This window comes from Streptomyces sp. NPDC004111, from assembly GCF_042874215.1.
Classification (GTDB): domain Bacteria; phylum Actinomycetota; class Actinomycetes; order Streptomycetales; family Streptomycetaceae; genus Streptomyces.
In genome coordinates, this window is sequence record NZ_JBIAMU010000025.1 from 13,754 (window position 1) to 40,276 (window position 26,523).

Consider the following 26,523-nt stretch of genomic DNA (forward strand, 5'->3'; position numbering starts at 1 on the left):
CCGGCCGACGGCGCACCGCGCGACACCCCGCGCGGCGCGCCGGGAACCGGGAAGCACGGACCGAAGGACACAGGGATGGGGAGGCGAGGATGGCGACCGACAAGGCACAGCAGGCTGTGAATCCGGTCGCGGCCGGGAGTCTGCTGGCGGACCGCGCGTACGACGAACTGAAGGCCGCCGTGCTGGCGAACCGCCTCAGGCCGGGCGACGCGCTGTCCGTGCCGGCGCTCGCCTCGCAGATGGGCATCAGCCGCAGCCCCGTCAGGGAGGCCGTGCAGCGGCTCATCCACGACGGGCTCGCCTCCCACGTCCCGCACCGGGGCGCCGTGGTCTCCACCGTCGACCTGGAGGACGTGCGTCAGCTGTACGTGGTCCGCGAGGTCATGGAGGGGCTGGCGGCCCGCCTGGCCACCGAGCGGCTCGACGCCACCAAGGTCGGCGAGCTGCGCGACCTGCTGGAGCGGCACGAGCGCGTGGTCACCTCGGACTACGACGAGCGCGCGCACATCGAGATGGACATGGCGTACCACAGCCTGATCCGCGAGGTGGCCGGAAACACCCACCTCTCCTCCGCCCTGGACACCATCCAGGGCAAGGCGCACCTGGCGCTGCACTCGCTGTGGCGCAGTCCGGAGGGGCCGCGGCTGGCGGTCGCCGAGCACCGCCGGATCTTCGAGGCGATGACGACCGGCGATCCGGACGCCGCTGAGCTGGCCGCCCGGGAGCACATCAGACGGCTTCGCATCCGGCTCTCCCAGGCGGTGGCCGCCGGGCCCGACCAGGACGAGCCGCGGGGCCCGGGGATCCATCCGGTCGCCTGAGCACCGCCGCCCGAGCCCCGCCGCCGCACCCGGGCGGTACGCACCTCCAGCACCTCCAGCACCTCCAGCACCACCCGCACCACATCGCACCACATCGCACCACCCAACCCCATTGCCGTGGAAGGGAAGTGATCGATCGTGAGCACCGCTACCGGAATCCGGGACGGGGTGGGCGAAAGCGTCCGGCGGCCCGACGGCCGGCTGAAGGTCAAGGGGGACTTCGCGTACTCCTCCGACCTGCACGCGGACAACATGGTGTGGGGCGCGACCCTGCGCAGCCCGCATCCCTCCGCCCGTATCGTCCGCCTCGACGCGAGCAGGGCGCTGAAGCTCCCCGGCGTGGTCGCCGTCCTCACCCACGAGGACGTCCCCGGGCATCCGCTGTACGGCATGAAGGTCGCCGACCAGCCGGTGCTCGCCCAGGACGTGGTCCGCTACCAGGGCGAGCCGGTGGCCCTGGTGGCCGCCGACCACCCGGAGACCGCACGCCGGGCGCTCCGGCTCATCGAGGTGGAGTACGAGATACGCACCCCGCTGACCGACTCCGAGCAGGCGGTCGGCGGCGAAGGGCCGCGGGTGCACGCCCGGCGGGTGGACGGCAAGGACGAGCTGGGCAACGTCGTGCGCCATGTGCGCATCCGGCACGGCGACATGGCCGAGGCCGAGCGGCTCGCCGAGGTCGTCGTCTCGGGGACGTACGAGGTCGGCATGCAGGACCAGGCGTTCCTGGGGCCCGAGTCGGGCCTGGCGATACCCGCCGAGGACGGCGGCGTGGACGTCTACGTCTCCACCCAGTGGCTCTACGACGACCAGCACCAGATGTGCTCGGCGCTCGGCCTGCCGCCGGAGAAGGTCCGGCTGACCATGTCGGGCGTCGGCGGGGCGTTCGGCGGACGTGAGGACGTCTCCGTACAGATCCACTCCGCGCTGCTGGCCCTGCACACCGGGCGGCCGGTGAAGATGAGCTACAACCGCGAGGAGTCCTTCTTCGGGCACGTCCACCGCCACCCGGCGAAGATGTGGTTCGAGCACGGGGCGACCCGCGACGGCAGGATCGTCTACGTGAAGGCGCGGCTGGTCTTCGACGGCGGCGCGTACACCTCCACCTCGCAGGTCGTCATCGCCAACGGCTCGTACTTCGCTGCCGGGGCGTACGAGGTGCCGCACGTGGAGATCGACGGCTACTCCGTCTACACCAACAACCCGCCCTGCGGCGCGATGCGCGGCTTCGGTGCCGTGCAGTCCTGCTACGGCGTGGAGTCCAACATGGACAAGCTGGCCCGCGCGCTGGGCATCGAGCCGGTGGAGCTGCGGCTGCGCAACGCCATGACGACCGGGACGATGCTGCCGACCGGCCAGCAGGTGGACGGTCCGGCGCCCGCCGCGGAACTGCTGGAACGCCTGCGCGCCCGGCCGCTCCCGCCGCCCGCCGAGGGCGCCTTCGGTCTGCCCGGCGGGCTCAACAACACCAGCCACGGCGAGGGCATCAGGCGCGGTGTCGGGTACGCGATCGGGGTCAAGGCGATCGGTTTCTCCGGCGGCGTCGACGACCGCTCGGTGGCCCGGGTCCGGCTCTCGCTGGCGGACGGCGAGCCGGTGGCGCAGGTGCACACCTCGGCGGCGGAGTGCGGGCAGGGCATCGTCACCGTCCAGGCCCAGATCGTACGGACCGAACTCGGCGTCCAGCAGGTGACGGTGCTGCCCGCGGACACCCAGGTCGGCGACGCCGGCTCCTCCTCCGCCTCGCGCATCAGCTGGATGAGCGGCGGCGCGGTGCAGGGCGCCTGCAAGGCGCTCCGGGAACGGATCACCGAGCTGGGGGGCGACGGTGACCTCGGCCGGCTCCTCGCCGCCCACGGCCCGCTGGAGGAGGAGTACGAGTACTCCCACCGGCGCACCTACCCCGTCGACCCGGAGCGCGGGCAGGGCCAGGCGCACATCGCCTTCGCGTTCGCGGCGCACCGCGCCGTGGTGGACGTCGACACCGAACTCGGCCTGGTGAAGGTCGTGGAGCTGGCGACCGCGCAGGACGTCGGCAAGGCGATGAACCCGCTGGCCGTGGAGGGGCAGATCGAGGGCGGCAGCGCCCAGGGGCTGGGACTGGCCCTGATGGAGGAGCTGCACGTGAAGGACGGCAAGGTGCGCAACCCCTCCTTCACCGACTACCTCATCCCCACCATCGCGGACATGCCGTCCGTGCCCATAGACCTTCTCGAACTGCCGCACCCCGACTCGCCGTACGGCCTGAACGGGGTGGGCGAGCCGCCGACCCTCTCCTCCACGCCGGCCATCGCGAACGCCCTGCGCGACGCGACCGGGCTGGAGCTGGGCAGGGTGCCGGTGCGGCCCGACGACTTCACGCACACCGAAGGGAGGTGAGGCGGGCCCTGCCCTGGGTCCCCGAACGGTTCACCACGGTCCACACACAGCACCACGTACGACCAGAACCAGCAGGGAAGGAACAGCACCTTGATCATCGACACCCACATGCACCCGACGAACATCGTCGACCAGGCCTGGCGGCACGACGGCACGCCGTTCACCGGCGAGCGCACCCTGGAGATGATGGACGGCCCCTACATGATCAACGGGAAGCCGCGCAGGATCGACATGGGCTGCATCATGCCGCCGCCCGGCAACTCCGTGTGGCAGGACGGGATGCGCGGTGGGCGGGAGGGCATCCGGGACTACATGTCGTACATCACGCACCTGGTGACGACGTACCCGGACCGCTTCATCGGGAACTTCATGTACAACCCGCGCTTCGGGCCGGAGAACGGCGCGGCGGAGCTGCGGCACCACGTCAAGGAATACGGCTACAAGATGGTCAAGCTGCATGCCAACATGCACGCTTACCGTCCGGACCGGGCACTGGACTGGCTGCGTCCGGTGCTGAGGGTCTGCGACGAGCTCGGTGTCCTCGTCCTGATCCACACCGGTGACGGGCCGTACTCGATCCCGACGCAGTTCTACCCGATCATCCGCGAGTTCCCGAACGTCAACTTCATCCTCGGCCACTTCGGTGTGCAGACGGGTGGCGTGTACTGCTTCGAGGCGCTCTACATGATCCTCGACTCGCCGAACGTGTACGGCGAGTCCGGCTGGCTCCTCCAGTCGCGCATCGTGGAGTTCGCGCAGCAGATGGAGAAGCACCAGCTCGTCTTCGGCACCGACTCGCCGCCGAACGAACCCGGCATGTGGGCGCGGGAGCTGGAGGTCCTGATGGGCCCGCCGCCGCAGGGGATGAACCTGAGCGAGGAGCACCTGGAGGGGTACCTCGGCAACAACGTGGCGAAGCTGCTGGGCATCGACCCGACGCCGCCGCCGCGGGACCAGGAGGAGGCGCAGCTGCGGCTGAAGAGCTCGTACGCGACGCTGGAGAACCCGTCGGCGAAGTCGGCGGCGGAGATGCGCGCGTAGCTCCCCGGGCCGGGGGTGGCTCCGAAGCTCGGGAGGCTCGGGGCCACCCCCTTCTTCGTACAACTCTCCGTTTGAGAAAAGTTCCGTCTGAGAAAAGTGGTGTCGCCATGCAGCAGCGCATCGGTCATCTCGTTCCCTCCACCAGCGTCGGCGTCGAGCGCTGGGTGGCCCAGATCTGCAAGCCGGTCTCCGTCGAGGTGGCCCATCCGATCGCCCGTGCCTCGCTGCCCGAGGTGATGAGCGGCCCGGCGATCGCTCCCTCGCAGTCCGGTGAACTCACCCGGGCCGCCTCCCAGTTGGCGGACGCCGGGGTGAGCGCGGTGGTGTGGAGCGGCAGCTCCGCCGATCTGCACGGCGCGGCGCACGGGCGGGCGATGGCGCGCTGGGTGGAGGAGGTCACGGGGGTACGGGCCTCGACGGTCACCCTCGGCCAGATCGACCTGCTCTCGCGCCGGGACATCGTGTCGCTGGCGCTGGTGTCGGCGGGCAACGAGCAGACGGCAGGGCGCCTCGCGGACACCTATCTCGCGGCCGGCTTCAAGATCGCCTCGGTGACCGCGCTGGGTCTGGCGAACGCGCGGGAGGCGGCGGAGCTGCCGGTCTCCCGGGTGCGCCGGGTGCTGAAGGCGGCGGACTCGCTGGACGCGCAGTGCATCGTGGTCGCGGGGACGGAGCTGCCGGTGGCACCGGTGGCGGCGCTGATGGAGCGGGAGCTGGGCAAGCCGGTGTACGACGGGGCGCGGGTGGCGATCCGTACCGGACTCGACCTGCTGGGGCTGTCGGTCACGGCGCCGGAGTGGGGCGAGATGTTCGGCGCGGAGAAGCCGGCCGGGGTGTGCTGTGACGCGCACTGAGTCCGCCGCGGCGCAACCGTCGCAGGACCTGCGGGAGTTCCTGCGCGCGTACGCGGCGGAGCACCCCGGGGACGTCCTCACCGTCGAGGAGAAGATCGAGGGCGAGGACGTGGCGGCGCTGGTGGCGGAGCTGGCGCTGCGCGGCCGGCAGGAGCTGATGGTCTGCCGGAACGTGGCCGGGCTGGGCACCCCGGTCGTCACCAACGTCTTCGCCTCCCGGCGGCGGGTGGCCCGGCTGCTGGGCACCGACGCCGCGGGGCTGCACGCCGCGTACCAGGCGGCCTCGGCCCGTGCGTGCGCGCCGCGGGTGGTGGCCGCAGGGCCCGTGCTGGAAGTGGTCGAGTCCGGGACGGACGTGGACCTGAGCGCACTGCCGCTGATCCGGCACTTCGCCTCCGACCGGGGCCCGTACATCACCAGCGGCATCATCGCGGTGGAGGCGCCGTCGTACGCGCCGCCCGGCCGGGCCGGCAATCTGAGCTACCACCGCTCGATGGTGCACGGCCGAAACGAACTGGCGACGAGCCTGCACTCGCGCGGCCACCTGTGGCAGCTGCTGCGGATGGCGGAGGAGCGCGGGGAGCGGCTGCCGGTGGCGATGGTGATCGGCGGGCATCCGCTGTTCATGCTGGCCGCCTCGGCGAGGCTGGGCGCGGACCGGGACGAACGGGACGTGGCGGGCGGGCTGTTCGGCGCACCGCTGGAGGTGGTACGGACACCGAAGTACGGGATCCGGGTGCCGGCCGGCGCGGAGATCGTGCTGGAGGGGTACCTCGATCCGGCCCGGCACGCGGAGGAGGGCCCGTTCGGGGAGTTCTCCGGGTACTCCTCCGACCGGTCGACGAACGACGTGCTGACCGTGGAGACGGTGCTGCGGCGCTCCGACGCGCTGCTGCTGGACGTGGTCGGCGGGAACACCGACGAGCATCTGAACCTGGCCCGGATTCCGCGCGAGTCGGAGATGGCGCAGAAGCTGCGGGAGCGGTTCCCCGAGGTCACGGCCCTGTACTACCCGACGTCCGGGACGCACTTCCACGCGTACGTGGCGATGCGGGCGTCCCGCCCCGGGCAGGCGCGGCAGATCATGCTGGGGCTGCTGGGCTGGGACCCGTACCTGAAGACGGTCGTGGCGGTCGACGCGGACGTGGACGTCACGCAGGACTCGCAGGTGCTGTGGGCGATGGCCACGCACCTGCAGCCGCACCGGGACGTCTTCGTGGTGGACGGCCTCCCCGGCAGCCCGCTCGACCCGTCGTCGACGGCCGACGGCACCACGTCCCGGATGGCCCTGGACGCCACCCGCGGCCCGGACTTCCACGGCGTGCGCATCCGCATGTCGCAGGACCGGCTGGCCACGGCCCGAAGACTGCTGGACGGCTGACCGCCCGCGAGCGGAGCCGTCGCCGGACCCGCCGGACAGGGCACGGCTCGCGCAGCGCGAGCCGTGCCCGCGGCACATGGGAGCAACCACCAGGGATGCGGCGCCGATTGTGGTGGTCCGCCACATGGGAGGCGGGCGGGCGCCTCCCTACTGTTCCCGCCATGACGAGCGACTCCTTTGCCCCGGCCCCTCTCCCGGCCGTCTCCCTGCCCGGCCGCACCGCCCTGGTGACCGGCGGCGGCAGCGGCATCGGCCGGGCCTGCGCGCTGGCCCTCGCCGGGGCAGGGGCCACCGTGCACGTGGTGGACCGCGACGGCGAGACCGCCAAGGCGGTGGCCGGGGAGACCGGCGGACAGCCCCACGTGGTCGACCTGGCCGACCCCGCCGCCGTCGACACCCTCCCCACGGCGGTCGACATCCTGATCAACAACGCGGGACTCCAGCACGTCGCCCCGCTCACCGAGTTCCCGCCGGAGCGCTTCGAGCTGATCCAACGGGTGATGGTCACCGCACCGTTCCTGCTGCTGCGCCGCACACTCCCCCACATGTACGCGGGGCGGTGGGGGCGGGTGGTCAACGTCTCCAGCGTCCACGGCCTGCGCGCCAGCCCGTACAAGAGCGCCTACGTCGCGGCGAAGCACGCGCTGGAGGGGCTGAGCAAGGTGGCGGCGCTGGAGGGCGCCCCGTACGGCGTGACCAGCAACTGCGTCAACCCCGGCTATGTGCGCACGCCCCTGGTGGAGGGGCAGATCCGCGACCAAGCCGCCGCCCACGGCATCGCGCCCGACCAGGTGCTGGCGGACGTACTGCTGGCCCGCTCGCCCGTCAAACGGCTGCTGGAGGCCGACGAGGTGGCGGCGGCCGTGCTGTGGCTGTGCGCCCCGCACGCCGCGTCGGTCACCGGTGTCTCGCTGCCGCTGGACGGCGGCTGGACCGCGGGCTGAAACGGCCCACCACAAGCGATTCCCGCTCTTCCCGGCTCCTACCGCTCGCCCCTGCTCGTCCTTTCTCGGTCCTTCTCGTCCCGGCTCCTCCCTTCTCCTTCTTGCTCCGCACCCGCCCCGCCCCGTCTCCGCACGCCCGTCCCCCACCTCTCCCGAAACGGTGACCCGCCATGACCGACACCTCCGCCCGGGGCCCCGCGGCCGAAGACCCGGCCGCCGCGCCGCGCACCGGCATCGCCCGTATCGTCGGCGCGAGCCTGATCGGCACGACCGTCGAGTGGTACGACTTCTTCCTCTACGGATCGGCCGCCGCCCTCGTCTTCAACACGCTCTTCTTCCCCACGAGCGACCCCCTGGTGGGCACGCTGATCGCCTTCGTGACGTACGCGATCGGCTTCGTCGCCCGGCCGCTCGGCGGGGTGGTCTTCGGGCACTTCGGCGACCGGATCGGCCGTAAGAAGCTGCTGGTGCTCAGCCTGCTGATGATGGGCGGCGCGACCTTCGCGATGGGTCTGCTGCCCACGTACGGGACGATCGGCGTCGGCGCGCCGATCCTGCTGACGGTGCTGCGGCTGGTCCAGGGCTTCGCGCTGGGCGGCGAGTGGGGCGGCGCCGTACTGATCGTCTCCGAGCACGGCGGCGACAAGCACCGCGGATTCTGGGCGAGTTGGCCGCAGGCGGGCGCGCCGGGCGGCAACCTCCTGGCCACCGGCGTACTCGCCCTGCTGGCTGCCGTGCAGACGGAGGAGGCGTTCCTGTCCTGGGGCTGGCGGATACCGTTCCTGCTGTCGGGCGTGCTGGTGGTGATCGGCCTGTGGATCCGCGTCTCGGTGTCGGAGTCCCCGGTCTTCCTGGCCGCGCAGGCCAAGGCACAGGCCGAGGCGGCGCGCGGCCTGAAGGAACAGCCCCCGGTGGTCGAGGTGTTCCGCCGCAACTGGCGCGAGGTCCTCACCGCCATCGGCACCCGCTTCGGCGAGAACATCTCGTACTACCTGCTCACCTCCTTCCTCCTCGTGTACGTCACCACCCACCTCGGTCTCCCCAAGTCCACCGCCCTCAACGCGGTGCTGATCGGTTCCGCCGTGCACTTCGTGACGATCCCGCTGTGGGGTGCGCTGTCGGACCGGATCGGCCGGCGGCCGGTGACGCTGATCGGCTCGGTGGGGATGGCGGTGTGGGCGTTCGTGTTCTTCGCGGCTCTGGACGGGAAGTCGTTCACGGTGATCACGCTGGCGGTGACGGCGGGGCTGCTGCTGCACGGGGCGATGTACGGGCCGCAGGCGGCGTTCATCTCCGAGATGTTCGACACCAAGGTGCGCTACTCCGGGGCGTCGATGGGCTCCCAGCTCGCGTCGATCGTGGCGGGTGCGCTGGCGCCGATCGTCGCGGTCGAGCTGCTGAAGGACTTCGACACGACGCTGCCGCTGAGCCTGTACCTGGGCGGGGCAGCGCTGGTCACCTCGGTGACGGTGTTCTTCGCCAGGGAGACCAGGGGCCGGGACCTGTCGCAAACGGCACCGGAGCGGACCCCGGCGGCCCCGGCCGCACGGGCGGGCACGGCGGCGGGGCGCGGCTGAGAAGGCCGGGCGCGGCTGAAGGGTCGGCCCTTCGGCAGCGTCGGCTCCACCGGCACCCTGGTCCCCCGCGTCCGCCCCGGGCGCGGGAGGCTGGGGTGCCTGCCGTTTCCCCCTCCCGTGCGAAGGGACCGCCCGCCGCCATGACCGACTTCCCCCCGCCCGGGGCCACCGGCCCCTCCGGGCCCGCCGCCGCGCTGCGCGAGCTGCTCGACCTGCTGGCCGCCGGGGCGCCCGCCGAGCAGCTGGCCGGTCCCGCCGCACGGGCGCGGGCCGCCGACGCGTCGGGGTCCGCCTGGCTGGCCGAGGCCACCGACGCCGCGCTCGCGGTACGCCGCACCCTGGACCAGCACCGGCGGCGGGAGGCGGAACTGGCCGCGCTGTTCGACACCGCGGGCGACCTGGCGGCACTGCGCGGGCTGGACGCGGTGCTGCGGGCCATCGTCCGGCGGGCCAGGACGCTGCTGGCGGCGGACGTGGCGTACCTGACCCTCAACGATCCGACGGCCGGCGACACCTACATGCGGGTCACCGACGGTTCGGTGTCGGCGGCCTTCCAGCAGTTGCGGCTGGGCATGGGGGACGGGCTCGGCGGGCTGGTGGCGCAGACCGCGCGGCCGTACGCCAGCCGCGACTACCGCACCGACCACCGCTTCCGGCACACCGGGACCATCGACGTCGGGGTGGGCGAGGAGGGGCTGCGCGGCATCCTCGGGGTGCCGCTGCGGCTCGGCGACCGGGTCATCGGGGTGCTGTTCGCGGCCGACCGGGCGCCGCGCGAGTTCACGCCCGACGCCATCGCGCTGCTCGGCTCGCTCGCCGACCACGCCGCGGTCGCCATCGACGGGGCCCGGCTGATGGAGGAGACCCGGGCGGCACTGACCGGGCTGGAGGCCGCCAACGCCACCGCCCGCGCGCACAGCGAGGCCCTGCGCCGCGCCTCGGACGCGCACGACCGGCTCACCGAGCTGGTGCTGCGCGGCGGCGGGGTGGCGGACGTGGCCGCGGAGATCGCCGCCCTGCTCGGCGGCGGGCTCGCGGTGCACGACGCGGACGGTACGGAGCTGGCCCGGGTGGGCGGGGGCGAACCCGCGCCGCCGGCCCGCGGCCTGGCCGAGTCCCGCACCAGTGGGCGGGCGGTGTACGCGGACGGCCGCTGGACCTGCGCGGTGGTCGCGGGCACGGAACTGCTGGGGTGCCTGGTGCTGACGGGGCGCAGTGGGCCGGGTGACGGGGACGGGGTGCGCGGCGGTATCGCGTACGGGGCCCTGCTGGCCGACGCGGACCTGCGGCTCTTCGAGCGGGCCGCGCTGGTCACCGCCCTGGTGCTGCTGCTGCGCCGGTCGGTGGCCGAGGCCGAGGACCGGGTGCGCGGCGAACTCCTGGACGACCTGCTCACCGCCGCCCCGGCGGGGCGCGTGGGCGGCGGGAGCCCGGTGCTGCTGCGGGCCCGGCGGCTCGGTGTGGACCTCGCCGGACCGCACGCCGTGGCCGTACTGGACTGTGCGCCGCGGGTCAGGGCCCGGCTGTCCGCCGAGGCGACCCGGCGGGCGAGGTCGACGGGGGCGCTGGCCGGGCTGCGGGACGGGCAGGTGGTGCTGGTCGCCCCGGCGCGGCGCGGCGGAGTGGCGGGGCTCGCCCGCGAACTGGCCCAGGAGCTGGGCAGGGTGCTGAACTCCCCGGTCACGGTGGGCGCGGCCGGTCCGGCCGACGGAACGGAGGATCTGCCCCGTACCCACGCCGAGGCGGTGCGCTGCCTGAACGCGCTGCACGCGCTGGGCCGGGCCGGCGAGGGGGCGGACGTGACGGAGCTGGGCTTCCTGGGGGTGCTGCTGGGCGACCGGGCGGACGTGGGGGCGTACACCGGGCACGTGCTGGGGCCGGTACTGGAGTACGACGCGAAGCAGGGCACCGAGCTGGTCCGCACGCTGGAGGCGTACTACGCGCACGGGGCGTCGCTGTCCCGCGCCAAGGACGAGCTGCATGTGCACGTGAACACGGTCACGCAGCGGCTGGAGCGGGTGAGGAGGCTGCTGGGGCCGGACTGGAACTCGCCGGCGCGGGCGCTGGAGCTGCAGGTGGCGTTGCGGCTTTGGCGGTTGGCGGGGCGGGGCGTGTGAGGCGGGGGGTCCGGGGGGGGTGGCTCCGCCGGGGCGTCCGGGGTGGGGGTTCGGCTCCACCGGGGTGGGCGGGGGCGAATGTGCGGCTCCGCCGGGGGCCGCCCCCTTGCCCGCCCGTTCCGCCCCCGGGGGCGGCCCCGCCGCCCAAGGGGGCGGGGGGAAAGGTGCGGCCCCGCCGCCCAGAAGGGTGGCGGGGCCGTGAAGGGTGGGGTCAGGCGCCGATCATGTGGACGCCGCCGTCGACGTGGATGATCTCGCCCGTCGTCTTCGGGAAGAAGTCCGACAGCAGGGCCACGATGCCCCGGCCGGCCGGCTCCGGGTCGCCCATGTCCCACTTCATCGGGGAGCGGGTGTCCCAGACCGCGGCCAGCTCCGAGAAGCCCGGGATGGACTTCGCGGCCATCGAGCCGAGCGGGCCCGCCGAGATCAGGTTGCAGCGCAGGCCCTCGGCGCCCAGGTCGCGGGCGAGGTAGCGGGAGGTGGCCTCCAGCGCCGCCTTGGCCGGGCCCATCCAGTCGTACTGCGGCCACGCGAACTGCGCGTCGAAGGTCAGGCCGACGATCGAGCCGCCCTCGCTCATCAGCGGGCGGCAGGCCATCGTCAGGGACTTCAGCGAGAAGGCCGAGACGTGCATGGCCGTGGCGACCGACTCGAAGGGGGTGTTGAGGAAGTTGCCGCCGAGCGCGTCCTGCGGCGCGAAGCCGATGGAGTGCACGACGCCGTCGAGCGAGCCCAGCTCGTCGCGGACCAGGCCCTCCAGGCGGTCCAGGTGCTCCTGGTTGGTGACGTCCAGCTCGATGACCTTCGCCGGCTTCGGGAGCTTCTTGGCGATGCGCTCGGTCAGCGTCGGGCGGGGCCAGGCGGTCAGGATGACGTTGGCACCCTGCTCCTGGGCCACCTTGGCCGCGTGAAAGGCGATGGAGGACTCCATCAGGACACCCGTGATGAGGATGTTCTTGCCTTCGAGGATTCCACTCATGGCGATCAGTGACCCATGCCCAATCCGCCGTCAACCGGGATGACGGCTCCAGTGATGTACGACGCGTCGTCGGACGCGAGGAACCTGACCGCCGCGGCGATCTCCTCGGACTGCGCGTAGCGGCCGAGCGGCACCTGGGCGACGATGCCCTTGCGCTGCTCCTCCGTGAGCACCTGGGTCATGTCGGTGTCGACGAACCCGGGCGCCACGACGTTGAAGGTGATGTTGCGCGAACCCAGCTCGCGGGCGAGCGAGCGCGCGAAGCCGACCAGACCGGCCTTGGAGGCGGCGTAGTTCGCCTGCCCGGCGGAGCCGAGGAGGCCCACCACCGAGGAGATCAGCACGACGCGGCCCTTCTTGGCGCGCAGCATGCCGCGGTTGGCCCGCTTCACGACGCGGAAGGTGCCGGTGAGGTTGGTGTCGAGTACGGACGTGAAGTCCTCCTCGGACATGCGCATCAGGAGCTGGTCCTTGGTGACGCCGGCGTTGGCCACCAGCACCTCCACGGGACCGTGCTTCTCCTCGATCTCCTTGTAGGCCTGCTCCACCTGCTCGGTGTCGGTGATGTCGCACTTGACGGGCAGCAGGCCCGCCTTTTCGAGCTCCGCGGTGTCGCCCGAGCGGTACGTGATCGCGACCTTGTCGCCGTTGTCGGCGAAAGCGCGGGCGATGGCGAGGCCGATGCCCCGGTTTCCTCCGGTGACGAGAACCGAGCGGCTCAACGGATCACCCTTTCGATAGCGGTCTGGTACCGACCGAAACTATCGGTACCCGGCCTCGTACGGAGAATCGGGCCCTGACAGCGACGTCATCCGACCACTGTCGGGTCTCTACAGAAAGGCACTGGGCATACCGGCCCCTGGCACGACATGATCGTGCCGACCCGTCCCGACGACAGGAGACATTCGTGCCCCTGCAATCCCCCCGGCCTCCCTCGTCCTCCCCATCGCCGCACGAGATCGACGCCTCCTTCCTGGCGCTCCCGCTGCGCGCCCTGGCCGACGCCGCCCTCGCGCGGGCCCGTGCGCTGGGCGCCGACCACGCGGACTTCCGGTTCGAGCGGGTGCGCAGCGCCTCCTGGCGGCTGCGGGACGCCAAACCCTCCGGGTCCTCGGACTCCACCGACCTGGGCTACGCGGTGCGGGTGGTGCACGGCGGGGCCTGGGGGTTCGCCTCGGGCGTGGACCTGAGCATGGACGCCGCGGCGCGGGTCGCCGGGCAGGCCGTGGCGATGGCGAAGCTGTCGGCGAAGGTGATCGGGGCGTCCGGGTCCGACGAGCGGGTGGAGCTCGCGGACGAGCCGGTGCACGAGGACCGCACCTGGATCTCCTCGTACGAGATCAATCCGTTCGACGTGCCGGGCGAGGAGAAGTCGGCGCTGCTCGCCGACTGGAGCGCGCGGCTGCTGCGGGCGGACGGGGTGGCGCACGTCGACGCCTCGCTGCTGACCGTGCAGGAGAACAAGTTCTACGCCGACACGGCAGGCACCGTCACCACGCAGCAGCGGGTGCGGCTGCACCCGCAGCTGACCGCGGTCGCCGTGGACGGGACGTCCGGCGAGTTCGACTCGATGCGGACGATCGCACCGCCGGTGGGGCGCGGCTGGGAGTACCTGACGGGCACCGGCTGGGACTGGGAGGGCGAGCTGGCTCAGATCCCCTCGCTGCTCGCCGAGAAGATGCGGGCGCCGAGCGTCGAAGCGGGTTCCTACGACCTGGTGGTGGACCCCTCCAACCTGTGGCTGACCATCCACGAGTCGATCGGGCACGCCACCGAGCTGGACCGGGCGCTGGGCTACGAGGCGGCGTACGCCGGGACGTCCTTCGCCACCTTCGACCAGCTGGGCAAGCTGGCGTACGGCTCGAACATCATGAACGTCACCGGTGACCGGACCGTCGAGCACGGGCTCGCGACGGTCGGCTACGACGACGAGGGGGTGGCCGCGCAGTCCTGGGACCTGGTGAAGGACGGGACGCTGGTCGGCTACCAGACCGACCGCAGGATCGCGAAGCTGACCGGGCTCGGGCGCTCCAACGGGTGCGCGTACGCCGACTCCCCCGGCCACGTCCCGGTGCAGCGGATGGCGAACGTCTCGCTGCGGCCGGATCCCGGCGGGCTGTCGACGGAGGACCTGATCGGCGGGGTGGAGCGCGGGATCTACGTGGTCGGCGACCGCTCGTGGTCGATCGACATGCAGCGCTTCAACTTCCAGTTCACCGGTCAGCGTTTCTTCCGCATCGAGAACGGGAAACTGGCGGGCCAGCTGCGCGATGTCGCCTACCAGGCCACGACCACCGACTTCTGGGGCTCGATGGAGAAGGTCGGCGGCCCGCAGACCTACGTCCTGGGCGGTGCCTTCAACTGCGGCAAGGCCCAGCCCGGCCAGGTCGCGGCGGTGTCGCACGGCTGCCCGTCCGCCCTCTTCAGGGGCGTCAACATCTTGAACACCACGCAGGAGGCCGGTCGATGAGCCGCGCGAGCAGCAAGCCGTACGAGATCGTCGAGCGGGCGCTGGAGCTGTCCACCACCGACGGGTGCGTGGTCATCGCCGACGAGGAGTCGTCGGCCAATCTGCGCTGGGCGGGCAACGCGCTCACCACGAACGGGGTGACCCGCGGCCGGTCCCTCACGGTGATCGCGACCGTGGACGGTGGGCGGGGCACCGCGTCCGGGGTGGTCTCGCGGTCGGCGGTGACCACGGACGAGCTGGAGCCGCTGGTGCGGGCCGCGGAGGCTGCGGCGCGCGCGGCCGGGCCCGCGGAGGACGCGCAGCCGCTGGTCGAGGGGGTGCCGGTGTCGCCGGACTTCCGGGACGCGCCGGCCGAGACGTCGTCGGCCGTCTTCGACGCGTTCGCGCCCGCCCTCGGCGAGGCCTTCGCCCGTGCCAGGGCCGGCGGCCGGGAGCTGTACGGCTTCGCGAACCACGAGACGACCTCCAGCTACCTGGGTACGTCGACGGGGCTCAGGCTCCGCCACGACCAGCCCAACGGCACCCTGGAGCTGAACGCCAAGTCCCCCGACCGCGCCCGGTCGGCGTGGGCGGGCCGCTCCACCCGGGACTTCAAGGACGTCGACCCGGCGGCCCTGGACGAGGAGCTGGCGCAGCGGCTGCGGTGGGCCGAGCGCCGCGTCGAGCTGCCCGCCGGGCGCTACGAGACGCTGCTGCCGCCGACCGCGGTGGCCGACCTGCTGGTCTACCAGATGTGGTCGTCGGGGGCACGGGACGCGGTGGAGGGGCGGACGGTGTTCTCCCGGCCCGGCGGTGCGACCCGGATCGGCGACACCCTGTCCCGGCTGCCGCTGACGCTGCGCAGCGACCCGGCCGAGCCGGGGCTGGAGTCCGCGCCGTTCGTGCTGGCGCACTCGTCGGGCGGCGACTCCTCGGTCTTCGACAACGGGCTGCCGCTGGCCGCGACCGACTGGGTCAGGGACGGGAAGCTGGAGCGGCTGATCACCACCCGGCACTCCGCCGCCCTGACCGGGCTGCCCGTCGCGCCGGACGTCGGCAACCTGGTGCTGGACGCGGGCGGCACGAAGTCGCTGGAGGAGATGGTGGCGGCGACCGGCCGGGGGCTGCTGCTGACGTGCCTGTGGTACATCCGCGAGGTGGACCCGGCGACCCTGCTGCTGACCGGTCTGACCAGGGACGGCGTCTATCTCGTGGAGAACGGCGAGGTGGTCGGCGAGGTGAACAACTTCCGGTTCAACGAGTCGCCGGTGGACCTGCTGTCGCGCGCCTCGGAGGCGGGGCGCACGGAGAAGACGCTGCCGCGCGAGTGGGCGGACTACTTCACCAGGGCGGCGATGCCCGCACTGCGGGTGCCGGACTTCAATATGAGTTCCGTGAGCCGGGGCGTATAACCTCGAACAGGAAAGTTTTACGTACATCCGAGGAGATACGAGAATCGTGACGGACATCGTCGACGAGCTGAAGTGGCGCGGCCTCTTCGCCCAGTCCACCGACGAGGACGCCTTGCGCAAGGCGCTCGCGGACGGCCCCGTCACGTTCTATTGCGGCTTCGACCCCACGGCGGCGAGCCTGCACGTCGGACACCTCGTGCAGGTGCTCACCATGCGCCGGCTCCAGCGGGCGGGCCTGCGTCCGCTGGCGCTGGTGGGCGGGGCGACGGGCCAGATCGGCGACCCGCGGCCGACCGCGGAGCGCACGCTGAACGACCCGGAGACCATCAAGGAGTGGGTGGACCGGCTGCGGTCGCAGATCGAGCCGTTCCTCGACTTCGAGGGCGACAACCCGGCGACCCTGGTGAACAACCTGGACTGGACCGCCGGCCTGTCGGCGATCGAGTTCCTGCGGGACATCGGCAAGCACTTCCGGGTCAACAAGATGCTCACCAAGGACTCGGTGGCCCGCCGGCTGGAGTCCGAGCAGGGCATCAGCTACACCGAGTTCAGCTACCAGCTGCTCCAGGGCATGGACTTCCTGGAGCTGTACCGCCGCTACGGCTGCACCCTCCAGCAGGGCGGCAGCGACCAGTGGGGCAACCTGACCGCCGGTCTCGACCTGATCCACCGGGTCGAGCCGGAGGCCGAGGTGCACGCGCTGGCGACGCCGCTGATGACGAAGGCGGACGGCACCAAGTTCGGCAAGACCGAGGGCGGGGCCGTCTGGCTGGACCCGGAGATGACCACGCCGTACGCGTTCTACCAGTTCTGGCTGAACGTGGACGACCGGGACGTCTCGAAGTACCTGCGCATCCTCAGCTTCCGCACCCAGGCGGAGCTGGAGGAGCTGGAGGCGCAGACCGAGGAGCGTCCGCAGGCCCGTGCCGCGCAGCGTGCGCTGGCGGAGGAGCTGACGACGCTGGTGCACGGGGCGGACCAGTGCGCGGCCGTCATCGCCGCGTCGAAGGCGCTCTTCGGGCAGGGCGAGCTGACCGAGCTCGACGAGCCCACCCTGCGGGCCGCGCTGTCCGAGCTGCCGCACGCGAGTGCGGAGGGTCTGGGCCAGGTGGTGGACCTGCTGATCGCGGCCGGTCTCGCGCCCAGCAAGGGCGGCGCCCGGCGCACCATCAAGGAGGGCGGCGCCTACGTGAACAACGTCAAGGTGACCGCCGAGGACGCGGAGATCACCGCCGACCAGCTGCTGCACGGCCGCTGGCTGGTGCTGCGCCGGGGCAAGAAGAACCTGGCGGCGGTCGAGGTCACCGGCGTCTGATCCGCTCCCGGTACGCGGCGGGTTCTAGGTGGTGCGTCTGTTGCCGCGCAGCGACGCGTAGATGGCGTCGCCCACACCGACCACGACCACGGCTCCGATCAGCTGGAGCAGGTGCCGGCCCCAGTCGATGCCCTTGGTGTCGTTGATGCCGAACTTGGTCGCCAGCCAGTTGCCGAGCACGCTTCCGACGATGCCGAAGACGGTCGTCAGCCAGAGCGGGATCTGCTGTTTGCCCGGGATGATCGCCTTGGCGATCAGGCCGAGCACCAGCCCGACGATGATTGCCCACAACCAACTCATGTCGCCTCCTCGTACCGGCGCGGATGTGCGCTGCGATCAAGTCTGGGGCTGTCCCCCGTACGGCGCATGTCGGACACCGCCATACGCGGTACGCCGGAACGGTCCCGGTCGGGCCGGGCCGCCCCCGGTCTGCCGCGCGTCGCAGCACGGGCGTACCGTGGACAGGGTCCGGGCCGGGGAGCGCCCGGTGCGGAAATCGGGTGGTGGAACGTATGCGGAAGCTGCGCGGAGCCGAGGTCGTCCGGATCACCGGGGCACGGCAGGGACTCGCCGAGGACGTGCGGGGCAGGCAGCGCCGTTACGTCATCTCGATGGGGATCAGGACGGTCGCGGTCATCGCCGCGGCGGTGCTGTGGAACGTGGAGCGCCATGTGGCGATCGTGGCGCTCGCCCTGGGCGTGCTGCTGCCGTACGTCGCGGTGGTGATCGCGAACGCGGGACGGGAGACTGTGAAAGCGCTCCCGACGACCTTCGTGGCGCCTCCCGTGCGGCCCGCTCTGGGGCCGCCGCTGGAGGGCCGGATCATGGACCCGGAGCCCGCCGAAACGGTCAACGACCCACAGGGGCGGACTACTTAGCTCCGCCCAAGCTCAAGAAAAGCTCAGATCAATCATGAAGTTCCGGTGCACCGCACCCCGTACCCCATGACATACTTCGTAGGCGCTCCGCATCCCCCGTCGGAGCGACGGACCGACGCCGGGCAGCTCCCCCCGTGGCTGCTCGGCGTCGCCTTTGTGAGGGCCCTTTTCCGGTGGCCCCTGTTGGGAAATCTGCTGTGAGTGACGAAACCCCCATCTGTTCCGGCAAGGGCTGCCGTGCGCCCGCCGTGTGGGTGCTGGCCTGGAACAACCCGAAGCTGCACACCCCGGAGCGCCGCAAGACGTGGCTGGCGTGCGAGGAGCACCGCGAGCACCTGTCGCACTTCCTGGATCTGCGCGGTTTCCTGAAGGACGTCGTGCCGTTCGCCGAGTGGGTGCGGCGGGAGCACCCTGCCGAAGAAGGGCGCTGACCCGCTCGCGGGTGTCAGCCGCCGATCGCGGACATCGGCCGGTCCGGCTGGAGGAACGTCGGGTCGTCGAGGCCAGAGCCCGCCTTCTTGCCCCACATGGCGACCTTCCAGCGCTCCGCGATCTCCGCGTCGGTGGCGTCCGAGCGCAGGGCGGACCGCAGGTCGGACTCCTCGCGGGCGAACAGGCAGGTGCGGACCTGGCCGTCTGCGGTGAGCCGGGTGCGGTCGCAGGCGCCGCAGAAGGGGCGGGTGACCGAGGCGATCACGCCGACCCGGTGCGGTCCGCCGTCCACCACCCAGCGCTCGGCGGGCGCCGATCCGCGCTCGCGCTCGCCCTCCTCGGTGAGGGTGAAGCGAGTGCGCAGGGAGGTCAGGATGTCACCGGCGGTGATCATGCCGTCGCGCTTCCAGCCGTGCTGGGCGTCGAGCGGCATCTGCTCGATGAAGCGCAGCTCGTAGCCGTGGTCGACGGCCCAGGCCAGCAGGTCGGGGGCCTCGTCGTCGTTGAGGCCGGGCATCAGTACGGCGTTGACCTTGACCGGGGTGAGGCCGGCGGCGCGGGCGGCGGCCATGCCGTCCAGGACGTCCTGGTGGCGGTCGCGGCGGGTGAGGGTCTTGAAGACGTCGGGGCGCAGGGTGTCCAGGGAGACGTTCACCCGGTCCAGGCCGGCCGCCTTGAGGGCGGCGGCGGTGCGCTTGAGGCCGATGCCGTTGGTGGTCAGGGACATCCGGGGGCGGGGCTCCAGGGCGGCGCAGCGCTCGATGATCCCGACGAGTCCGGGCCGCAGCAGCGGCTCGCCGCCGGTGAAGCGGACCTCGGTGATGCCCAGGTCGGTGACGGCGATGCGGATGAGCCGGACGATCTCGTCGTCGGAGAGCAGTTCCTGCTTGCCGAGCCACTGGAGGCCCTCTTCGGGCATGCAGTACGTACAGCGCAGGTTGCACTTGTCCGTGAGTGAGACGCGCAGGTCGGTGGCGACCCGACCGTAGGTGTCGATGAGCACTGTGGGCCCCCTCCCCGATTGGGTGTCTGTTGCTTTCGACACTACGCGACGGCACTGACAACCCCCGTGGGCCGATTGCCACGAGGCACGGCAGGGCCGCGTCGTAGGACTCTACGACGCGGCCCTGGTGAGATGTACGAGGGACGCGGTCAGTGCGCCCCGGTGCCGGTGAGGGACTTGACCTCCAGCTCGGCGTACTTGCCCTTGTCGGGGGCCTCCTTGGAGAGGACCGAGCCGAGCCAGCCGAGCAGGAAGCCCAGCGGGATCGAGATCAGGCCGGGGTTCTCCAGCGGGAACCAGGCAAAGTCGACGCCCTTGAACATCGAGGTGGGCTTGCCGGAGACGACCGGCGAGAACAGCACCAGGAAGACCGCGGCGAAGAGACCGCCGTAGATCGACCAGAGCGCTCCCTGGGTGGTGAACTTCTTCCAGAAGAGGCTGTAGAGGATCGTCGGCAGGTTGGCGGACGCGGCGACCGCGAAGGCGAGCGCGACCAGACCGGCCACGTTGAGGTCGCGGGCGAGCGCGCCGAGCGCGATGGAGACGATGCCGATGAGGACGGTGGCCCAGCGGGCTGCCTTCATCTCCTCCTTCTCGGTGGCCTTGCCGCGCTTGATGACGTTCGCGTAGATGTCGTGGGCGAACGAGGACGACGAGGCGAGGGTGAGCCCGGCGACCACCGCGAGGATGGTCGCGAAGGCGACCGCCGAGATCACGGCGAGCAGGATCGCGCCGCCGGTGGAGCCCGCGCCGCCGCCGATTTCGAGGGCGGCGAGCGGGGCCGCGGTGTTGCCCGCCTTGTTGGAGGCGGTGATGTCGCCCGGCTTGAGCAGGGCGGCGGCGCCGAAGCCCAGCACGATGGTCATCAGGTAGAAGGCGCCGATGATGCCGATCGCCCAGTTCACGGACTTACGGGCGGCCTTGGCCGTGGGCACGGTGTAGAAGCGGATCAGGATGTGCGGCAGGCCGGCGGTGCCGAGCACGAGCGCGATGCCCAGCGAGAGGAAGTCCAGCTTGGACATGGCGCTGACGCCGTACTTCAGGCCCGGTTCCAGGAAGCCCTCCTTGCCGCTGTTGGTGGCGGCGGCGCCCAGCAGGTCGGAGAGGTTGAAGTTGAACTTCAGCAGGATCAGGAAGGTGATCAGCAGGGTGCCCGCGATCAGCAGGACGGCCTTGACCATCTGCACCCAGGTGGTGCCCTTCATGCCGCCGATGGTGACGTACACGATCATCAGGACGCCGACCAGGGCGACGATGGCGACCTTGCCGCCGTCGCTGGTGATGCCGAGCAGCAGCGAGACCAGTACGCCCGCGCCCGCCATCTGCGCCAGCAGGTAGAAGATCGACACCACGATGGTGGAGGTGCCGGCCGCGGTGCGGACCGGGCGCTGCTTCATGCGGTAGGCGAGGACGTCGCCCATCGTGTAGCGGCCGGAGTTGCGCAGCGGTTCGGCGACCAGGAGCAGCGCGACCAGCCAGGCGACCAGGAAGCCGATGGAGTACAGGAAGCCGTCGTAGCCGAAGAGGGCGATGGATCCGGCGATGCCCAGGAACGAGGCGGCGGACATGTAGTCGCCGGAGATCGCCAGGCCGTTCTGGAAGCCGGTGAACTGACGGCCGCCGGCGTAGAAGTCGGAGGCGCTCTTGGTCTGCTTGCCGGCCCAGACGGTGATGACCAGGGTGGCGACGACGAACAGGCCGAAGAGGGTGATGATCAGGCCGCGGTGCTCGCTGGCCCCGCCGCCGGCGGCGAGCTGCCAGCCGAAGTTGTCGGGGGTGGCGTGCTGCCACCCGAGGTTCTGCAGGGTCATTCTCCGGCCTCCAGGCGCGACTTGATCGCTGCGGCCTTCGGGTCGAGCTTGTTCGCCGCGTGCCGCGAGTAGAACCAGGCGATGAGGAAGGTCGTCAGGAACTGGGCGAGTCCGAAGACGAGTGCGACGTTGATGTTGCCGAAGAGCTTCGTGCCCATGAAGCCGCCGGCGTAGTTCGACATCAGTACGTACAGCAGGTACCAGGCGATGAACGCGATGGTGAGGGGGAAGGCGAAGGAGCGGTGGGCACGGCGCAGTTCGCCGAATTCCGCGCTCTCCTGCACCTCGACGAACTGCTCCGTCGTGGGCCCGGCAGGGCTGGTGTCCGGGCCGCCCTGGGGCGGTGGTGCATCGGTGGTCACGGACTCTCCTCGCGACGCGGGTGTGGTGGTGGGGTGGGGCAAGAGGACCTCACTGGGAAGGGGCTGATGGTGCTGCCTCCCCCTGACAACGGCACGGCGCGCGGCGCGACTCGGTTCAACCCGGCCGTTTTCTTTTCCGAACTCATTGATCCGGCGGTTCGATCAGGGATAGTTTCGCTGGTCATGTACCCGTCCAACCGCAGTCGTGCGGTGGGACGTTCGGCACGGATGATGTGGAGAACCCATGGCTCATCTGGGAACCAGACGGTCGCGCGCACTGGCGCTGCCCGTCGGTCTGGCACTGACTGCCTCGCTCGGCTTCCTGCCGATGACCTCGGCCACGGCGGCGCCCGCGCAGGACGCCGCGGCAGCCGCTCCGGCGCCCCGGGCCGATGGCCCGAAACTGTCGTACGTGGTGAACGTCGACGGCGGCCGCTCCACCGCGAAGTCGGTGAAGAAGGCGATAGCCAGGGCCGGCGGCACGGTCGTGGTCAGCTACGACAAGATCGGCGTCATTGTCGTCACGTCCCAGAACCCGGACTTCGGGAAGCAGATACGCACGGTCCGCGGCGTGGAGTCGGCCGGTGCCACCCGCACCGCGCCGATCAAGACGGCCGGCACCACCGACGAGGGCGCCACCGAGCGTCTGTCGGCGAGCGAGGCGCAGGCCGCGGCGAAGAAGGCCACCCGCGCCGAGGACCCGCTGGAGCCGCTGCTGTGGGCGCTGCCCGCGATCCGCGCGGACAAGGCGCACCAGAAGACCCTGGGCAGCAAGAAGGTCAACGTCACGGTCATCGACACCGGCGTGGACGACACCCACCCGGACCTGGCGCCGAACTTCGACGCCAAGGGCTCCGCGAGCTGCGTCGGCGGCAAGGCGGACACCACGGCGGGCGTCTGGCGTCCGAAGGCCGACGAGTCGGACCACGGCACGCATGTGGCGGGCACCATCGCCGCCGCGAAGAACGGCGTCGGCGTCACCGGTGTCGCGCCGAACGTGCGGGTCTCCGGCATCAAGGTCGCCGACGCCACCGGCGAGTTCTACACCGAGGCCGTCGTCTGTGCCTTCGTGTACGCCGCCGAGCACGGCGCGGACGTCACGAACAACAGCTACTTCACCGACCCGTGGATGTTCAACTGCAAGGACGACCCGGACCAGGGCGCCCTGGTGGAGGCCGTCGACCGGGCCCAGCGGTACGCGTACAACAAGGGCACCATCAGCGTCGCCTCGGCGGGCAACTCGAACTACGACCTCGACGCCAAGGAGATCGTGGACGCGTCGAGCCCCAACGACGGCACGCCGGTCTCCCGCACCATCGACCCGAAGAAGTGCCTCGACATCCCGATGCAGCTGGACGACGTGGTGACGGTCTCGGCGACCGGCGCCAAGGGCATCAAGGCGTCGTACTCCAGCTACGGCAAGGGCGTCGTCGACATCACCGCGCCGGGCGGCGACCAGACCAAGTACCAGGCCCCGGACGGTCCGGCCGTGGACGGCAACATCCTCTCGACCCTGCCGGGCGGCGGCTACGGCTACAAGCGCGGCACCTCGATGGCGTCCCCGCACGTCTCGGGCGTCCTCGCGCTGCTGAAGTCGACGCACCCGAACGCCACCCCGCGCCAGCTGGAGCGGATGCTGACGACGCAGGCCGAGAGCGTGCCGTGCGGTGACCCGTACGACATCAACAAGGACGGCAAGATCGACGCCGTCTGCAAGGGCTCGACCAACGACAACGGCTTCTACGGAGCCGGTCTGATCGACGCCCTGCGGGCCGTGCGCCAGTAACGGACCGCGGGCGACCGCACGACGTACGAGGAGGGGCCGGCCGGTCCGGGACCGGCCGGCCCCTCGCGCGTACCGCTACGGCTTGACCAGCACCTTCAGGGCGCTGCGGCCGTCCATCGCCCGGTAGCCCTCGGGCACCTCGTCGAGGCCGACGGTGAGGTCGAAGACGGGCGACGGGTCGAGGCTGCCGTCGAGCACGTCGGCGAGCAGTTCGGGGAGGTAGGCGCGGACCGGGGCCACTCCCCCGCGCAGCGCGATGTTGCGGCCGAACATGACGCCCAGGTCGAGTCCGGTGGCGCTGCCGTGCGGGACGCCGACGTAGCCGATCGCGCCGCCGTCGCGGGCGACGGCCACGGCGGTGCGCATGGACTGCTCGGTGCCGACGGCCTCGATCACCGCGTGCACGCCCTGGCCGCCGGTCAGCTCGCGGACCGCGTCGACCGCCTCCTCGCCGCGGGCGGCGACGACGTCGGTGGCGCCGAAGGAGCGGGCCAGGTCGGTACGGGTGCGGTGGCGGCCCATCGCGACGATCCGGTCGGCGCCCAGCCGCTTGGCGGCCAGCACCCCGCACAGGCCGACCGCCCCGTCGCCGACCACCGCGACGGTGGAGCCGGGGCGCACGGCGGCGCCGACGGCGGCGTGGTGGCCGGTGCCCATCACGTCGGCGAGGGTGACCAGCGCGGTCAGCAGCCGGTCGTCGGACGCGGCGTCGGCGGGCAGTTTGACGAGGGTGCCGTCGGCGAAGGGCACCCGGACCGCCTCGCCCTGGCCGCCGTCGGAGCCCACCGAGCCCCAGAAGCCGCCCTCGGGGCAGGAGGTCATCAGTCCCTCGGCGCAGAAGTCGCAGGTGCCGTCCGACCAGACGAAGGGCGCCACGACCAGGTCACCGGCCTTGAAGGCCCGCACCTCGGCGCCCGCCTCCTCGACCACGCCCAGGAACTCGTGCCCGATGCGCTGTCCCGGCCTGCGCGCGGACTCGCCCCGGTAGGCCCACAGGTCGCTGCCGCAGATGCAGGCGCGGAGCACCCGTACCACCACGTCGGTCGGCTGCTGGAGGCGTGGGTCCGGTACTTCTTCGATCCGGATGTCGCCGGGGGCGTGGATGACGGTGGCCCGCATGTGGTGCGTCCTTGCTGGTCAGAGGGCAGTGCTCCGTTCACCGTACGCGGTGGGGGCGGGCTCGGCGCGGCGTGCGGCGCGGGCCGGGCCGGGGCCCGCGCCGAGCACGCCCAGGGCGAGCAGGAGCTGGGCGGCGGCGTAGGTGGCCATCACCCAGAAGTCCGGGGCGGGCAGCTGCGGCCAGTCGGCGACCCCGGTGGCGATCAGGGTGTCGGAGAGCAGGAAGAGTGCTCCGCCGATGCCCGCCGCCGAGAGGAACGGGGTGCGGCCCAGGCCGCTCGCCCGGAACGCCATGAAGGTGAGCAGCAGGCTGTACCCGGCGACCGGGATGCGCAGCTCCGCGGGGAGGCCGGGCCACAGCAGGACGACCAGCGTGACGAGCGCCAGGGCGTAGAGGGCGCCGAGCGGGCGGTTCATCGGCGCGCCCCTGAAGAGCAGCAGGTAGCAGACGTGGCCGACGGCGAAGGAGGCCATGCCGATCATGAAGGCCGGGTCCGCGTCGAAGAGCAGGGCCACGTCGCCGCCCCAGCCGAAGAGGAGCGCCGCGATCAGCAGGCGGGGGGCGCCGCGGGCGGCGACGTGGCCGACGAGCAGCGGCATCAGCAGCGGTTTGGCGACCGCGTGCACCGTCCACACGTCGGCGAGGAGTCCGGCGAGGTCGACGGCGGTGGCGAGCAGGAAGGCGCCGAGGAGGACGCGGGCGAGGCGGTCGCGGCCGGGCCCGGGGGCCGGGGGGCCGCCGGTGGTGCCGTGCGCCGCGTCGTCCGTGGTGCTGTCGGCGTCGGCGGGGCCGCCGGTGGGGGTGCTCATGCGGCGGGCTCCGGCTGCTGCGGGGCGGTGGTGGCCGGGGTGCCGGCGGAGGCGGCGGCGGTGGCCGGGGCGGTGACGGGTTCGGCGGCGGCCGGTTCGGCGGGCGCCGGGGCGGTGGCGGGCGCGGGGGCCGGGGCGGTGCCCGCGGGCTGCCAGCCCGGACCGCCGAAGACCCGGCCCGCGCGCTCGCGCCAGGAGTTGGCGGCGCGTACGTCGCGGGCGATGGCGGCGTACTCGTGGGTGGCGACGCGCAGCGGGTTGAAGGTGCCGATGTTCTTGGTCAGCCCGTACACCGGGCGCTCGGTCTCGCTCACGAAGGAGCCGAAGAGCCGGTCCCAGACGATCAGGATGCCGCCGAAGTTGCGGTCCAGGTAGCCGCCCTGCGAGGCGTGGTGCACCCGGTGGTGGGAGGGCGTGTTGAGGACGTACTCGAAGGGGCGCGGCAGCTTGCCGACCCGCTCGGTGTGCACCCAGAACTGGTAGACCAGGTTCGCCGAGGAGCAGAACGCGAGCGCCGCCGGGTGCACGCCGCAGGCGATCAGCGGCAGGTAGAACGGCCAGACGGTGAGGGACGTCCAGGGCTGGCGCAACGCGGTGCTGAAGTTGAACTTGCGGCTGGAGTGGTGGACCACGTGGCAGGCCCACAGGATGCGCACCACGTGGTGGCCCCGGTGCGACCAGTAGTAGAAGAAGTCCTGGGCGAGCAGCATCAGCGGGATCGTCCACCAGAGCACCGGGATGCGGGCGGGCGTCAGCTCGTACACCGCGGTGTAGATCGCGACGATCGGGATCTTCCACAGGAAGTCGAAGCCGATGCTGCCGAGCCCCATGGTGATGCTGGTGGCGGCGTCCTTGGCCTCGTACCCCTCGGACTCGTCGTCCGGGTGGAGGCGGTAGCTCACGATTTCGAGCACGGTGAGCAGGACGAAGGCGGGTATCGACCACAGCACGACATCGGGCAGGTTCGGCATGTCCGCACGATAGAGGCGTGGACGGGGGCCCGACTAGAGGTTGTTACCTATGAGTATGTAAGAAGTTCCGTCAGGAGTGTGT

At 71.8% G+C, this 26,523-nt stretch carries 23 protein-coding genes; 14 read left to right on the forward strand and 9 right to left on the reverse strand.

All coding sequences use genetic code 11. The features are described 5' to 3' along the window. The first annotated feature begins 89 nt into the window (after positions 1 to 89). The 8 genes from ACFYVL_RS37175 (at position 90) to ACFYVL_RS37210 (ending at position 11,114) form a co-directional block, all read left to right on the forward strand. Positions 90 to 821: a GntR family transcriptional regulator gene (locus ACFYVL_RS37175; protein WP_389253063.1), complete on the forward strand. Its 732-nt coding sequence runs from the start codon at positions 90 to 92 to the stop codon at positions 819 to 821. A gap of 138 nt (positions 822 to 959) precedes the next feature. Further along, on the forward strand, positions 960 to 3,200 hold the full coding sequence (locus tag ACFYVL_RS37180; protein WP_389253065.1) for a molybdopterin cofactor-binding domain-containing protein: 2,241 nt from the start codon (positions 960 to 962) through the stop codon (positions 3,198 to 3,200). A gap of 90 nt (positions 3,201 to 3,290) precedes the next feature. After that, positions 3,291 to 4,241: an amidohydrolase family protein gene (locus ACFYVL_RS37185; protein ID WP_389253067.1), complete on the forward strand. Its 951-nt coding sequence runs from the start codon at positions 3,291 to 3,293 to the stop codon at positions 4,239 to 4,241. Positions 4,242 to 4,348: 107 nt separating this feature from the next. After that, entirely contained in the window at positions 4,349 to 5,095 is a 747-nt protein-coding gene (locus ACFYVL_RS37190) for a hypothetical protein (RefSeq protein ID WP_389253069.1), read from the forward strand. Then, positions 5,082 to 6,476 (forward strand): UbiD family decarboxylase, encoded by a 1,395-nt coding sequence (locus tag ACFYVL_RS37195; protein ID WP_389253071.1) that lies wholly within the window; start codon positions 5,082 to 5,084, stop codon positions 6,474 to 6,476. The genes ACFYVL_RS37190 and ACFYVL_RS37195 overlap by 14 nt, the downstream gene beginning before the upstream one ends. 161 nt (positions 6,477 to 6,637) lie before the next feature. Continuing rightward, entirely contained in the window at positions 6,638 to 7,420 is a 783-nt protein-coding gene (locus tag ACFYVL_RS37200; protein ID WP_389253073.1) for a 3-hydroxybutyrate dehydrogenase, read from the forward strand. 170 nt (positions 7,421 to 7,590) lie between these two features. Then, complete coding sequence (locus ACFYVL_RS37205; RefSeq protein ID WP_389253076.1) at positions 7,591 to 8,997, forward strand: MFS transporter; 1,407 nt, start codon at positions 7,591 to 7,593, stop codon at positions 8,995 to 8,997. Between the two features lie 140 nt (positions 8,998 to 9,137). Continuing rightward, positions 9,138 to 11,114, forward strand: coding sequence for a helix-turn-helix domain-containing protein (locus ACFYVL_RS37210; protein ID WP_389253079.1), 1,977 nt, complete (start codon positions 9,138 to 9,140; stop codon positions 11,112 to 11,114). A 211-nt stretch (positions 11,115 to 11,325) separates the two neighbouring features. Here ACFYVL_RS37210 and fabI read toward each other — a convergent pair whose 3' ends face one another. After that, positions 11,326 to 12,093, reverse strand: a complete 768-nt coding sequence (gene fabI, locus ACFYVL_RS37215; RefSeq protein WP_389253081.1) for an enoyl-ACP reductase FabI — start codon at positions 12,091 to 12,093, stop codon at positions 11,326 to 11,328. 5 nt (positions 12,094 to 12,098) lie between these two features. After that, positions 12,099 to 12,815, reverse strand: a complete 717-nt coding sequence (fabG, locus tag ACFYVL_RS37220) for a 3-oxoacyl-[acyl-carrier-protein] reductase (protein WP_389253083.1) — start codon at positions 12,813 to 12,815, stop codon at positions 12,099 to 12,101. Between the two features lie 191 nt (positions 12,816 to 13,006). Here fabG and ACFYVL_RS37225 point away from each other — a divergent pair, with 191 nt between their 5' ends. Genes ACFYVL_RS37225 through tyrS form a run of 3 tightly spaced genes read left to right on the forward strand, consistent with a single transcriptional unit; the run spans position 13,007 to position 17,269 of the window. Further along, the gene (locus tag ACFYVL_RS37225) at positions 13,007 to 14,563 is read left to right on the forward strand and encodes a TldD/PmbA family protein (RefSeq protein ID WP_389253328.1); all 1,557 of its coding nucleotides are present in this window, start codon (positions 13,007 to 13,009) and stop codon (positions 14,561 to 14,563) included. Beyond that, positions 14,560 to 15,954 (forward strand): metallopeptidase TldD-related protein, encoded by a 1,395-nt coding sequence (locus ACFYVL_RS37230; protein ID WP_389253085.1) that lies wholly within the window; start codon positions 14,560 to 14,562, stop codon positions 15,952 to 15,954. Before ACFYVL_RS37225 ends, ACFYVL_RS37230 begins: the two co-directional genes overlap by 4 nt. A 46-nt stretch (positions 15,955 to 16,000) precedes the next feature. Next, on the forward strand, positions 16,001 to 17,269 hold the full coding sequence (tyrS, locus tag ACFYVL_RS37235) for a tyrosine--tRNA ligase (RefSeq protein WP_389253087.1): 1,269 nt from the start codon (positions 16,001 to 16,003) through the stop codon (positions 17,267 to 17,269). Positions 17,270 to 17,293: 24 nt separating this feature from the next. On the opposite strand, the gene ACFYVL_RS37240 is transcribed toward tyrS, so the two are convergent. Then, the gene (locus ACFYVL_RS37240; RefSeq protein ID WP_389253089.1) at positions 17,294 to 17,569 is read right to left on the reverse strand and encodes a GlsB/YeaQ/YmgE family stress response membrane protein; all 276 of its coding nucleotides are present in this window, start codon (positions 17,567 to 17,569) and stop codon (positions 17,294 to 17,296) included. A gap of 212 nt (positions 17,570 to 17,781) precedes the next feature. Between ACFYVL_RS37240 and ACFYVL_RS37245 the strand changes: the two genes are divergently transcribed. Together ACFYVL_RS37245 and ACFYVL_RS37250 are read left to right on the forward strand one after the other, a co-directional pair. Next, positions 17,782 to 18,147, forward strand: a complete 366-nt coding sequence (locus ACFYVL_RS37245; protein WP_389253091.1) for a DUF3099 domain-containing protein — start codon at positions 17,782 to 17,784, stop codon at positions 18,145 to 18,147. Between the two features lie 197 nt (positions 18,148 to 18,344). Then, positions 18,345 to 18,578 (forward strand): hypothetical protein, encoded by a 234-nt coding sequence (locus tag ACFYVL_RS37250; protein ID WP_389253093.1) that lies wholly within the window; start codon positions 18,345 to 18,347, stop codon positions 18,576 to 18,578. A gap of 14 nt (positions 18,579 to 18,592) precedes the next feature. Here ACFYVL_RS37250 and moaA read toward each other — a convergent pair whose 3' ends face one another. From moaA to ACFYVL_RS37265, 3 genes are all read right to left on the reverse strand, one after another. Then, positions 18,593 to 19,582 (reverse strand): GTP 3',8-cyclase MoaA, encoded by a 990-nt coding sequence (gene moaA / locus ACFYVL_RS37255; protein ID WP_389253095.1) that lies wholly within the window; start codon positions 19,580 to 19,582, stop codon positions 18,593 to 18,595. 149 nt (positions 19,583 to 19,731) lie between these two features. Further along, positions 19,732 to 21,393, reverse strand: a complete 1,662-nt coding sequence (locus tag ACFYVL_RS37260) for a cation acetate symporter (RefSeq protein ID WP_389253097.1) — start codon at positions 21,391 to 21,393, stop codon at positions 19,732 to 19,734. Then, positions 21,390 to 21,755 (reverse strand): DUF485 domain-containing protein, encoded by a 366-nt coding sequence (locus tag ACFYVL_RS37265; protein WP_389253099.1) that lies wholly within the window; start codon positions 21,753 to 21,755, stop codon positions 21,390 to 21,392. The genes ACFYVL_RS37260 and ACFYVL_RS37265 overlap by 4 nt, the downstream gene beginning before the upstream one ends. A 244-nt stretch (positions 21,756 to 21,999) precedes the next feature. On the opposite strand from ACFYVL_RS37265, the gene ACFYVL_RS37270 reads away from it, so the two are divergent. After that, entirely contained in the window at positions 22,000 to 23,541 is a 1,542-nt protein-coding gene (locus ACFYVL_RS37270; RefSeq protein ID WP_389253101.1) for a S8 family serine peptidase, read from the forward strand. 75 nt (positions 23,542 to 23,616) lie between these two features. On the opposite strand, the gene ACFYVL_RS37275 is transcribed toward ACFYVL_RS37270, so the two are convergent. The 3 genes from ACFYVL_RS37275 to ACFYVL_RS37285 are packed head-to-tail and all read right to left on the reverse strand — an operon-like array spanning position 23,617 to position 26,441. Further along, on the reverse strand, positions 23,617 to 24,660 hold the full coding sequence (locus ACFYVL_RS37275; RefSeq protein WP_389253103.1) for a zinc-dependent alcohol dehydrogenase family protein: 1,044 nt from the start codon (positions 24,658 to 24,660) through the stop codon (positions 23,617 to 23,619). Between the two features lie 18 nt (positions 24,661 to 24,678). Beyond that, positions 24,679 to 25,470 carry a lysoplasmalogenase gene (locus ACFYVL_RS37280; RefSeq protein ID WP_389253105.1) on the reverse strand — a complete coding sequence of 264 codons (792 nt, stop codon included), beginning with the start codon at positions 25,468 to 25,470 and terminating at the stop codon, positions 24,679 to 24,681. Then, positions 25,467 to 26,441 carry a sterol desaturase family protein gene (locus ACFYVL_RS37285; protein ID WP_389253107.1) on the reverse strand — a complete coding sequence of 325 codons (975 nt, stop codon included), beginning with the start codon at positions 26,439 to 26,441 and terminating at the stop codon, positions 25,467 to 25,469. Before ACFYVL_RS37285 ends, ACFYVL_RS37280 begins: the two co-directional genes overlap by 4 nt. Positions 26,442 to 26,523: the final 82 nt, after the last annotated feature.

Coding starts and splice junctions, on each gene's coding strand:
- ACFYVL_RS37245 (WP_389253091.1), top strand. CDS start 17,782: ATGCGGAAGCTGCGCGGAGCCGAGGTCGTCCGGATCACCGGGGCACGG.
- ACFYVL_RS37210 (WP_389253079.1), top strand. CDS start 9,138: ATGACCGACTTCCCCCCGCCCGGGGCCACCGGCCCCTCCGGGCCCGCC.
- ACFYVL_RS37240 (WP_389253089.1), bottom strand. CDS start 17,569: ATGAGTTGGTTGTGGGCAATCATCGTCGGGCTGGTGCTCGGCCTGATC.
- ACFYVL_RS37260 (WP_389253097.1), bottom strand. CDS start 21,393: ATGACCCTGCAGAACCTCGGGTGGCAGCACGCCACCCCCGACAACTTC.
- ACFYVL_RS37230 (WP_389253085.1), top strand. CDS start 14,560: ATGAGCCGCGCGAGCAGCAAGCCGTACGAGATCGTCGAGCGGGCGCTG.
- ACFYVL_RS37285 (WP_389253107.1), bottom strand. CDS start 26,441: ATGCCGAACCTGCCCGATGTCGTGCTGTGGTCGATACCCGCCTTCGTC.
- ACFYVL_RS37175 (WP_389253063.1), top strand. CDS start 90: ATGGCGACCGACAAGGCACAGCAGGCTGTGAATCCGGTCGCGGCCGGG.
- ACFYVL_RS37270 (WP_389253101.1), top strand. CDS start 22,000: ATGGCTCATCTGGGAACCAGACGGTCGCGCGCACTGGCGCTGCCCGTC.
- ACFYVL_RS37200 (WP_389253073.1), top strand. CDS start 6,638: ATGACGAGCGACTCCTTTGCCCCGGCCCCTCTCCCGGCCGTCTCCCTG.
- ACFYVL_RS37190 (WP_389253069.1), top strand. CDS start 4,349: ATGCAGCAGCGCATCGGTCATCTCGTTCCCTCCACCAGCGTCGGCGTC.
- ACFYVL_RS37275 (WP_389253103.1), bottom strand. CDS start 24,660: ATGCGGGCCACCGTCATCCACGCCCCCGGCGACATCCGGATCGAAGAA.
- ACFYVL_RS37205 (WP_389253076.1), top strand. CDS start 7,591: ATGACCGACACCTCCGCCCGGGGCCCCGCGGCCGAAGACCCGGCCGCC.
- ACFYVL_RS37280 (WP_389253105.1), bottom strand. CDS start 25,470: ATGAGCACCCCCACCGGCGGCCCCGCCGACGCCGACAGCACCACGGAC.
- fabI (WP_389253081.1), bottom strand. CDS start 12,093: ATGAGTGGAATCCTCGAAGGCAAGAACATCCTCATCACGGGTGTCCTG.